This is a genomic window from Bradyrhizobium altum (assembly GCF_020889705.1).
Taxonomy (GTDB): domain Bacteria; phylum Pseudomonadota; class Alphaproteobacteria; order Rhizobiales; family Xanthobacteraceae; genus Bradyrhizobium; species Bradyrhizobium altum.
In genome coordinates, this window is the sequence record NZ_JACMYP010000297.1 from 1 (window position 1) to 10,314 (window position 10,314).

A 10,314-nucleotide genomic window follows, 5' to 3' on the forward strand; every position below is an offset into this window, starting at 1 on the left:
CAAGGAGAAGGCCGACAAGGCTGCGAAGGCCGCTGCCGGCAAGGCCGGCGCACCCGCGACTGGCGCGCCGGCGACTGGCGCGTCGGAGACCCAGCCTTCGACCATCACCTCCAAGATCCGCTCGCTGCTGGTCGGCGCGAGCGTGGTCGTGATCCTGCTCTCGACTGCCAAGATGGCGATGAACCTGCTCGACACCAGCTCCGCGCCGCAGACGCCGGCGATCGAGCACAGCGAGCCGGCCGCGCCCCCCGTGCAGCCGCCCACCGAGAACTCTGTCGTCCCAGCACCGGCTGCGCCGTCCGGCACGCCTGGGCCGTCGATGACCTCGCCGACCCCGCTCGGCCGCCAGTCCAACAACTCGGCGGCGCCGAACACGCTCGACAGCGCGCAGGTCACGATCCCTCAGGCTCCCGCGGCGCCTGAGCCGGCTGCGGCACCGGTCGCCGCTGCGAGCGATATCACCGGCACGATTCCGACCGCGCCGCCGCTCGGCGGCAAGCTCGCCATGGTCCAAATTCCCGCGGGCGAGAAGCTGCCCGACGCGATCGGCGGTCCGGCGCTGCGCACGGCCGCGATCAAGGGCGATGCGGCCGCGGCCTATGAGGTCGGCGTCCGCTTTGCCGAAGGCAAGGGCGTCCCCGCCAATGTCGACGAAGCCGCCAAATGGTATGGCCGCGCGGCACAGGCCGGCGTGGTGCCCGCGATGTTCCGGCTCGGCACCTTCTACGAGAAGGGCCTCAGCGTGAAGCGCGATTTCGATGTGGCACGGCGTTATTACGTGCAGGCTGCGGAGCGCGGCAACGCCAAGGCGATGCATAACCTCGCCGTGCTCGACGCCGATGGCGGCGGCAAGGGCGCCGATTACAAGAGCGCCGGGCAGTGGTTCCGCAAGGCGGCCGATCGCGGCGTTGCCGACAGCCAGGTCAACCTCGGCATCCTCTATGCCCGCGGCATCGGGGTCGAACAGAACCTCGCCGAGTCCTTCAAATGGTTCAGCCTCGCGGCCGCGCAGGGCGACGCCGACGCCGGCCACAAGCGCGACGATATCGCCAAGCGGCTCGACCCGCAGTCGCTGGCTGCAGCAAAGCTTGCGATCCAGACCTTTACCCCCGAGCCGCAGCCAAGCGATGCGGTCAACGTGCCGGCCCCGGCCAGCGGCTGGGACGGCACGCCCGTGCAGCCCGCGGCGGCGAAGTCCGTCAAGCCACCGTCGAAGCGGACCGCCGCGCTGGCCGCACACTAATCGCACTCATTTGAAAGCTGCTGCGGCGCCTTGACGGCGCCGCTGTCCTATCCCTCCGCCTTTCCGCCGTGTAGATAGGCGCAAAACCCCGCGCCAATGGCGCACGCGATCCGGAGGGTCAGGCTTGTCTGTCGACGATCGTCAGGATGATGGAACGGGCCATCGTTCGTCGCCGACCGGTCCCCGCGTCGCGCCGCCGCGTCAGACGCCGTCGCGGTTTGCCGCGTCTCCCAAGCCTCGGCCTTCTCCTCCGCCTTCTCCTCCGCCTTCCCCTCGGCCTCCGCCCACGCAAGGGCAAGGACAAGAGAACGTGGCATCGCCGCCCGGCACGTTCCGGTTCTCGCTCTGGTCCGTCATCATCTTCGTGCTGCTGTTGTCGAGTGTTGCCATTCAGGCCTATCGCGACCTGTCGAAGCCCGGCGCCTGGGACTTCTGGCGCGAGACCTACATCGCGGCGAGCATGAATTCGGCGGTGATTCCCGATGTCGACATCGACGGGTCGGGCCGCGGCCGGCGTGCGCTTGCGATCAGCGGCAAGATCGGCTCCGCCAGTGCGAACTGGTTCCGCGACCGGCTCAGCGAGGCGCGGCTCGCACCGGGTGATGCCGTGCTGCTGTCGTCGCAGGGCGGTGCGCTGAACCAGGCGGCGATCATGGGCGAGGTCATCCGCACCCATGGGCTCGTCACCGCCGTCGCCACATCAGACGCCACGGGCAAGCTCCGCCCCGCCGCCTGCGCCAGCGCCTGTGTGCTGGTCTATGCCGGCGGCCAGACCCGCTATGGCATCGCGGGCTCACGGCTCGGCGTGCATCGCTTCACGACCAGCGCACCGGTCAGCGATCCCCTCGCCGAGGCGCAACGCATCCAGGGCACGGTGCTGGGCTACATGACCAAGATGGGCGTCTCGTCCGGGATCGTGGAAGCGATGTCGCAGACCTCGGATATCCGCTGGCTGAGCCCGAAGGAAGCGCTCGCGCTGAACCTGATCACCAGGCCGGTCGATCGGCCCTGAAGCATCATCCGGAAAAGTGCGGAGCGGTTTTCCGAAAAGATCATGCTCAAACCAGCCGGCATCGACGTCATTAAGTCATTAATCTGAATTATCAACCACGTCCGCACCGGGGAGCCACGTGCGGCGAAAAATGCTCTCCGGGGCGGATTCTTAGTCCCTCCCGTCGCAGATTTCGGTTATGCAAGAACGCGGCAATCGACCCGCGTTCGCCTGCTTCTTGCGCGCCGACCGGATTCGTTCAGCCGGAGAATGCCCGACCAGAACGACATCACGCCGTGATGCGGCCTTGCGCCCCAGCATGTGGCGAACCGACAAGAAGCGACGCGCGTGCAGCTCTACCTCCCGATCGCCGACATTCCGGTCAATGTCTTCCTCATCCTGGCGATGGGCGCGGCGGTTGGATTCGTCTCCGGCATGTTCGGGATCGGCGGCGGCTTTCTGATGACGCCGCTGCTGATCTTCGTCGGCATCGCACCCGCGGTCGCGGTTGCCTCGGTGGCGAGCCACATCGCGGCCTCCTCATTTTCCGGCGCGATCTCCTATTGGCGCCGGCGCGCGATCGACCCGCTGCTGGCGGCGGTGCTGCTGGTCGGCGGCACGATCGGCACCGCACTCGGGGTGTGGACCTTCACCTTCCTGCGCTCGCTCGGCCAGCTCGACCTGATGATTGCGCTGTCCTACGTCATCCTGCTGACCACGGTCGGCGGGCTGATGTTCTGGGAGGGCCTGCGCGCGATGCTGCGTTCCCGGCGCGGCGGCCCGGTGACGCTGCGCAAGCCCGGCAGCCATGGCTGGATCCACGGCCTGCCGCTAAAGTTGCGCTTCAAGCGCTCCAAGATCTACCTCTCGGTCATCCCGGTGGTCGTAGTCGGACTCGTGATCGGCTTCATCGGCGCAGTGATGGGCATCGGCGGCGGCTTCATCCTGGTGCCGCTGATGATCTATGTGCTGCGGGTGCCGACCTCGACCGTGATCGGTACCTCGATGGTGCTCACCCTCGTCACCATGGTGTTCGCGACCATGCTGCACGCGGTCACCAACCACCTGGTCGACGCCGTGCTGGCGCTGATCCTGATGATCGGCGGCGTCACCGGCGCGCAGTTCGGCGCCCGCGCCGGTCAGAAGATCCGCGGCGAGCATCTGCGCCTCTTGCTCGGCCTGCTCGTGCTTGCGGTCGGCGTCCGCTTTGCGGTCGAGCTGGTGATCCGGCCGCAGGACCTGTTCAGCATCCGCGAAACCGGCGGGGCCCCGCCATGAGGCTGCGCGCGGTGCTTGCGATCATCGGCCTCGTCGCCGCCAGCCTGATGGCCGCGCCCGCGCGTGCCGAGCGGCTGATCGTGTCGGTGTCCAACCACCGCGTCACGGTGACACCGAACTATTCCGGCGGCGAACTCGTGCTGTTCGGCTCGGTCGAGAAGGACGACAAGACGCCGTCCAATCGCGGCAATTACGATCTCGTCGTCACGGTGGCCGGTCCGCGCGCCGACATGGTGACGCGGCGCAAGGAGCGCAAATTCGGGATCTGGATCAACACCGACTCGCGGCAATTCCTGCAGGTGCCGGGCTATCTCGCCCTGTTCTCCAATCGCCCGTTCGACCAGATCGCATCACCGGAGGTGCAGCGGCGGCAGCAGCTCGGGCTCAACAACGTGCTGCTGATGCAGCGGGTCGGGCCCGACTTTGCCGACGTGGTGCCGAACGACCCGTTCCGCAGCGCCTTCGTCCGGCTGCGCTCCGAACACGGGCTGTACCGCGAGGCGACCTCGGCGGTGACGTTCCTGACGCCGACCCTGTTCCGCACCGGCATTCCGCTGCCGGCGGAGGTGCCGATCGGTACCTACAATGTCGAGATCAAGCTGTTCTCCGACGGCGCGCTGGTGACTAAGACCGAGACCGCCTTCGAGATCGTCAAGGTCGGCTTCGAGCAGTTCGTCGCCACCACCGCGCGGCAGAACGGCCTGGTCTACGGCCTCGTCACCGCATTCATGGCGCTGATGACCGGCTGGATGGCCTCGATCGTGTTCCGCAAGGATTAGCCACCCTCCCGCTGCAACGCGCTTTCGAACGCATCGCTCAGGATCGAGAGGCCAAGATCAATCTCGTCGTCGCTGATCGTGAGCGGCGGAGCGATGCGGAAGACGCTGCCCATGCCGGGCAACTGCACGATGTTGGTGCTCAGTCCGAGCTCCAGGCAGCGCCGCGACACACGCGTGCCGAGCGCTTCGTCAGGCTCCTTGCTGAAGCGGTCGCGCACGATCTCGATGCCCTGCATCAGTCCCCTGCCGCGGACGTCGCCGATGCATTCGAACCGGTTCTGAAGGGCGAGCAGCCCGTCCCTCAGCCGCGCACCCGCGATCCCCGCGCGCTCGACCAGTCTGTCACGCAGGATGATCTCGATGACCTTCAGCCCGACCGCGGCCGGCATCGGGTCCGACACGTGCGTCGTGTAGAACAGGAAGCCCCGTTCGTGACATCGCTCCTCGATTTCGGCTGACGTGACGACCGCGGCCAAGGGCAGGCCGGCGCCGAGCGTCTTCGACAGGGTCAGGATGTCAGGCACGACGCCGTCACGCTCGAAGGCGAACATGGCGCCGGTTCGGCCGAGGCCGGTCTGTGCCTCGTCGACGATCAGCAGCATGCCGCGCGCGCGGCACAATTCCTTCAGCACGGCGAGGTAGCCCTCCGGCAGATCGATCAACCCGCCGGAGCTCAGGATCGGCTCGGCGATCATGCAGGCGAGCGAGCCGGTCGATTGGCGGTCGATGAGATCGAAAGCGTAGGCCAACTCGGCCCGCCAATCCGCCGCATGGCCGAAGCGCGGGCGATAGAGGTTCGGCGTCGGGATCGCGAGCGAGCCGACCGGCGCCGGACCATAGCCCTTGCGGCCGGCCGAATAGGTCGCCCCGGCCGCGCCCGATGTCATTCCGTGCCAGGACTGCGCGAACGCAACGGTCTCGAAGCCCCCGGTGGCGAGCTTGGCCATCTTGATGGCCGCCTCGTTCGACTCAGCCCCCGTGCTCAGCAGCATGACGCGATCGAGCCCCGGCGGCAAAAGCTCCGCGAGCTTTTCGGCAAGCGCGACGACCGGGCGCGTCAGCATGCCGCTGAACAGATGATCGAGCCGCTCGGCATGCTCGCTGATGGTCTGGACGATCTCCGGGTGACCGTGACCAAGCACGGCGCTCATCTGCCCGGACGTGAAATCCAGGATGGCGCGGCCGTCGGCGTCATAGACGAAGGACCCGGAAGCGCGCTCGATGATGACGGGCGCGAACGTGCCGCCATAGCGAATGAGGTGACGCCGCGCGCGTTCCCAGAAGGATTTGTCGTCATTTCCGGCCATGTCCGTTTCCTTGCTGCTCGGTCGCCGCGATGAGAGACCCTCGCAGGGCATCCTATGCGCGCGACACAGCAATGAGATTGCGATTTGAAATGCATTTTGTCCCGTCCTCTGCAATCAATTGCGCAAAATGCAGGAAATGCGAAAGAAATGGGAACCACGATCGTGATCGACGAGATGGACCGGAAGATCCTCGACGTGCTGCAGGTCGAGGGGCGCATCACCAATCTCGAGCTGGCCGAACGGATCGGCCTCTCGTCTGCCCCCTGCATGAGGCGTGTCCGGACCCTGGAAGAGACCGGCGTCATCAACTCCTATGTGGCGCTGGTGGACCCTGCGCGAATTGGACTTGGGTTCGACGTGATCGTCGAAGTCCGCCTCAAGCAGCAGAACAGGGAGTCCTTCGCGCGTTTCGAGAAGAAGGTCATCAACCTTCCGGAGATCGTCGAATGCTGCATGATTGCCGGCGATTGGGACTACTCGCTGCGGGTCGTATCCTCCGATCTCGCGAGCTATCAATCGTTCATCCTCGACCGCCTGATGCATCCGGAGACCGATATCGCGAGCTACCGCACGACCATCATCCTGCGAAAGGTCAAATCGACGACAAAGATCGATAGCTCGCTGTTCTGACCGCAGGGATCAAAGGAGCACCCCGACCCCCATCGCGATCACGCTGAGCGCCATCGCGCCGGTCGAGAGCCAGCCGAGCCAATAGAGCCACCCGCCGACCACGAAGCGTCCCATGACCGCCTTGTGGCGGGCCATGACCATCAGCAACACCATCACCGGCACGGCAAGCACGCCGTTGACGACCGCGCTCCAGTACAGCGCCGAGATCGGATCGATCGGCGTGAAGTTCAGCACGATGCCGATGCCGCCCGACAGCGCCAGCACCGAATAGAACGCCATCGCCTCCTTCGGCTTGCGCGCCAGTCCGACCGGCCATCGCCGGCTCTCGCCGACCGCATAGGCGGTCGCGCCTGCGAGCACCGGGATCGCCAGCAGGCCCGTGCCGACGATGCCGAGCGCGAAGATCACCTCGGCGAACGGCCCTGCAATCGGGCGCAACGCCTCGGCGGCCTGCGCCGAGGTCTGGATGTCGGTCTTGCCGGCGGCATGCAGCGTGGCGGCAGCGGTGACGATGATCGACAGCGCGATCAGGTTGGAGAACGCCATGCCGGTGACCGTATCGGCACGGATGCGGGAGAACTCCTTCCGTGCGCCGTAATGCTTGTCGATCAACGGATGCTTGGTGACGTCGACCCGCTGCTCCTCCGCCTCCTGCGAGGCCTGCCAGAAGAACAGATAGGGCGAGATGGTCGTGCCGAAGATCGCGACGATGGTGGTGAAATAATCGGAGCTCCAGGTCAGGCGCGGAACCAGCACGCCGGCCAGCGCCTGCATCCACGACACCTTGGCAAAGGCGAGCGCCGCGACATAGGCGAACAGGCTGAGCGTCAGCCATTTCAGGACGGCGACGTAGCGCCGGTAGTTCATTAAGATCTGCGCGGCGACCGAAGCCGCGCCGAACAGCACAACGTAGAGGATGGCCGGGCCGCCGATCAGGAGCCTGGTCGCGTCCGCCATGGCCGACAGGTCGGCGGCGATGTTGACGGTGTTGGCGATGAACAGCAACGTCACCACGATGATCAGCAGCCAGCCCGGATAATGCCGGCAGACATTGCCCGCTATGCCGTGCCCGGTGACGCGGCCGACCCGCGCCGAGATCTCCTGGATCGCGGTCATCAGCGGGAACGTCAGCAGCATGGTCCAGCCGATGCCGTAGCCGAGTTGCGCGCCGGCCTGGCTGTAGGTGCCGATGCCCGACGGATCGTCGTCGGAGGCGCCGGTGATCAGGCCCGGGCCGAGCGACTTCACAACGCGCTTGAAGCTGAACGGCTCGCGCCGCGGCTTCGCCGCCGGCGCATCTTCATCCTTGTCGTGGTGCGAGATCGTCTCTTGCCGCGTCATGTCCGGTTCCAGCCGTCAGACAACGGGCCGGATACCGCCAAGGTTCCTGGGATCAACCTAGGCCTCGATGACCGTGGCGACGCCGGGCGCGAGGATGCGCAAACGGCGGCCGAAGCCGAGCGTATCGAAGCTCGCGCGCAGGTCACTCGCGTTCTGCCGGAAATGCGCCCAGCCGTCGGTATGAACGGGCACGATGACCGCGTCCGCGAAGGCGCGCGCGGTCTCGATCGTGTCGTTGGTGTCCATGGTGAGATGGAACGGGCCGCGCGTCTGTGCAGCACCGGCGAACGGCAGCACCACGCCGCAAGCGAAGCGCCGCGCGACCTCGGCGACACCGTCGAACCAGGTGGTGTCGCCGCTGACATAGACCGGACGGCCGGGCTTCGCCGGCTCCAGGACGAAACCGATGACGTCGCCGGACAACGGCTCGATACCTGCGGGCCCGTGCCGTGCGGGCGTCGCAGTGACGGTGAGCGTCCGGCCGCCCTTCGTCAGTGTGGTCGAGGCCCAGGGCGCAAAGCCCTCGGCGTTGCCGGCGAGCCGCTTGGCGCCGGCCTCCGTCGTCAGCACCCGCTTCGCCAATTTAAGGAAATCCCGGCCGGAATGGTCGAGATTGTCGGAATGCTGGTCGTGACTCAGCAGCACCGCATCGATCTCGCCGACGTCGCGCGCACTGAGCGCGGGCCCCGTCAGCTTCTCCAGTTTCACATGCGGCAGTTGATAGTCGCCGGGCGCATCGAAGGTCGGATCGGTGAGCAGGCGGAACTCGTCGATCTCGATCAGGGCGGTCGGGCCTCCGATCAGGGTGATGGTGATGCTCACGTCACACTCCTCTTGGGCGAAGCCGCCGCGGGGCGGGTCACCAGGTAAATGCCGAGTGCGACCGGAACGATCCCGAGCAGGTCGCGAAATTCGACATGCTCGCCGAGCACGAGATAGGCGAACAGCATGCCGAGCGGCGGCATCAGGAAGTGATAGGCGCTTGCGGCGGTCGCGCCACACACTTTCAGGAGATGAAACCAGAGCAGATAGGCGAGGATCGAACCGCCGAGCACGAGGAAGGCGAAGGCGCCGGCGAGCCGCATGCTGAGCACGATGTCGCCAACGCTCGAGAGCGCGAAGGCGAACGGCATCACCGCAAGCCCGCCGGCGATGTTCTGGATGCCGTTGCCGATCCACAGGCTGCCCTTCGGCGCCAGCAGCTTGAACAGGACGGTGCCGGCGACGATCGAGGCGAGCGAGGCCAATGTGAACAGGATGCCGTGCGGGCTATCGATACCGACCTTCATGCGATGCCAGACGATGAAGGCGACGCCGGCGATGCCGAGCACGAGGCCCACCACCTTGCGCAAGGTCATGCTCTCGCCGAGGAACATCGCCGCCAGCATGGCGGTGAACACCGGATTGGCGGAGACGATCAGCGCGCCGAGGCCGGCGGAGACCGTCTTCAGGCCGGTATAGCCAAGGCCGAGATAGAGCGCGTTGTTGGCGACGCCGATCACGGCGAACACTGCCGCATCGCGCCAGGTGAGATCCCATTGATCCCGGCGCAGCCAGGAGATGCCGAGGATCAGGACTCCGGCGAGCGAGAATCGCGCGGCGAGCAGGATCAGCGGCGGACAATCGGTGACGCCGATCTTGCCGGCGACGAAGGCGTAGCTCCAGAGCAGGCAGAACAGGGCGATCAACAGCGGCAGGGTGTTGAAGCGGGTGCGGGGGACGGACATCGAGGTTGCGGCGGGCGACCTTGCAGAGGACATGGCAGTTTCTCCTTCGCTCCATGATCTAGGCCCGCGCCTTGCCATTTGGAAATTAAATGATAGACTGAACTCCAGTGGATTTATGAATGGAGGCTGCCATGTTCGACCTGGAGCTCCTGCGCAGTTTCGTCTCGGTGGTCGATGCCGGCGGCTTCACCCGCGCCGGAGAACGCGTCCACCGCACGCAATCGACGGTGAGCCAACAGATCAAGCGCCTGGAGGAGGATGTCGGCCAGCCGCTCTTGATCCGCAGCGGCAAGGACGTCACCCCGACGGAGGCCGGCGAGCGGCTGCTGACCTATGCGCGGCGGCTATTGTCGCTCGCGGAAGAGGCCCGCGACGTGCTCTCGCGTCCCGGCAGCGAAGGCGCGATCCGGATCGGCATCACCGAGGATTTTGCCGCCTATCGGTTGACGAGATTGCTCGCGACCTTCGCGCGCAGCCACCCGAATTTGCGGCTCGACGTGCGCTCCGGCCAGAGCCTGTTCCTGTACCGCGATCTGGAGCGCGGCGATCTCGATCTCGCGCTGATCAAGCGCGCAGCCAGCGAGAAGGGCGGCATCGCGGTGTGGCCGGAACGGGTGCACTGGGTCACCAGCAAGAGCCATCCACGCGACACGGCGACCGGCTCGGTGCCGCTGATCGGCTTCGGCTCGGGCTGCCTCTATCGCGCCCATGCCATCCATGCGCTGGAGCGCGCGGGCCGCAACTGGCACATGGCCTACACCTCCTCGAGCCTCGCCGGCATCCAGGCCGCAGTCGCCGCGGGCCTCGGGCTCAGCATCCTGTCGGAGATGTCGATCCAGGCCGAGCATCGCGTGCTGACGGCAAAAGACGGCTTTGCCCCGATCGAGCGGACCGAAGTCGCCCTCATCGCCGCCCCCGAAGCCAGCCCCGCGACATTGCGGCTGGCAGATCGGCTGGCGGAGTACTGCGAGAGCGTGCAGGCGAAGGCGGCGTAGGCAGGGACCGCGCTGTTGATCCC

10 protein-coding genes are annotated in these 10,314 nt (G+C 66.4%); 6 read left to right on the forward strand and 4 right to left on the reverse strand.

Annotated elements, in window-relative coordinates; all coding sequences use genetic code 11:
* The 4 genes from H8B02_RS40670 to H8B02_RS40685 form a co-directional block, all read left to right on the forward strand.
* The coding region (locus H8B02_RS40670; protein WP_512699919.1) for a tetratricopeptide repeat protein at nt 1-1,243 on the forward strand (1,243 nt) is incomplete at its 5' end.
* 310 nt (nt 1,244-1,553) lie between these two features.
* Nucleotides 1,554-2,255, forward strand: coding sequence for a COG3904 family protein (locus tag H8B02_RS40675; RefSeq protein WP_229171316.1), 702 nt, complete (start codon nt 1,554-1,556; stop codon nt 2,253-2,255).
* 327 nt (nt 2,256-2,582) lie between these two features.
* Nucleotides 2,583-3,512: a sulfite exporter TauE/SafE family protein gene (locus H8B02_RS40680; protein ID WP_229171317.1), complete on the forward strand. Its 930-nt coding sequence runs from the start codon at nt 2,583-2,585 to the stop codon at nt 3,510-3,512.
* Nucleotides 3,509-4,291, forward strand: coding sequence for a TIGR02186 family protein (locus H8B02_RS40685; RefSeq protein ID WP_229171318.1), 783 nt, complete (start codon nt 3,509-3,511; stop codon nt 4,289-4,291). Before H8B02_RS40680 ends, H8B02_RS40685 begins: the two co-directional genes overlap by 4 nt.
* Here the strand turns inward: H8B02_RS40685 and H8B02_RS40690 are convergent.
* Nucleotides 4,288-5,598, reverse strand: a complete 1,311-nt coding sequence (locus H8B02_RS40690) for an aspartate aminotransferase family protein (protein WP_229171319.1) — start codon at nt 5,596-5,598, stop codon at nt 4,288-4,290. The two genes, H8B02_RS40685 and H8B02_RS40690, sit on opposite strands and share 4 nt — an antisense overlap.
* A 147-nt stretch (nt 5,599-5,745) precedes the next feature.
* On the opposite strand from H8B02_RS40690, the gene H8B02_RS40695 reads away from it, so the two are divergent.
* Complete coding sequence (locus tag H8B02_RS40695) at nt 5,746-6,228, forward strand: Lrp/AsnC family transcriptional regulator (RefSeq protein WP_229171320.1); 483 nt, start codon at nt 5,746-5,748, stop codon at nt 6,226-6,228.
* A 9-nt stretch (nt 6,229-6,237) separates the two neighbouring features.
* Here H8B02_RS40695 and H8B02_RS40700 read toward each other — a convergent pair whose 3' ends face one another.
* Genes H8B02_RS40700 through H8B02_RS40710 form a run of 3 tightly spaced genes read right to left on the reverse strand, consistent with a single transcriptional unit; the run spans nt 6,238 to nt 9,329 of the window.
* A complete protein-coding gene (locus H8B02_RS40700; RefSeq protein WP_229171321.1) occupies nt 6,238-7,569 on the reverse strand; it encodes an NRAMP family divalent metal transporter in 1,332 nt (443 codons plus the stop codon).
* 57 nt (nt 7,570-7,626) lie between these two features.
* Nucleotides 7,627-8,391: an MBL fold metallo-hydrolase gene (locus H8B02_RS40705; protein ID WP_229171322.1), complete on the reverse strand. Its 765-nt coding sequence runs from the start codon at nt 8,389-8,391 to the stop codon at nt 7,627-7,629.
* Nucleotides 8,388-9,329, reverse strand: a complete 942-nt coding sequence (locus tag H8B02_RS40710; RefSeq protein WP_229171323.1) for a DMT family transporter — start codon at nt 9,327-9,329, stop codon at nt 8,388-8,390. Before H8B02_RS40710 ends, H8B02_RS40705 begins: the two co-directional genes overlap by 4 nt.
* Nucleotides 9,330-9,427: 98 nt before the next feature.
* Here H8B02_RS40710 and H8B02_RS40715 point away from each other — a divergent pair, with 98 nt between their 5' ends.
* Entirely contained in the window at nt 9,428-10,291 is an 864-nt protein-coding gene (locus H8B02_RS40715; RefSeq protein WP_229171324.1) for a LysR family transcriptional regulator, read from the forward strand.
* The last annotated feature ends 23 nt before the right edge of the window (nt 10,292-10,314 follow it).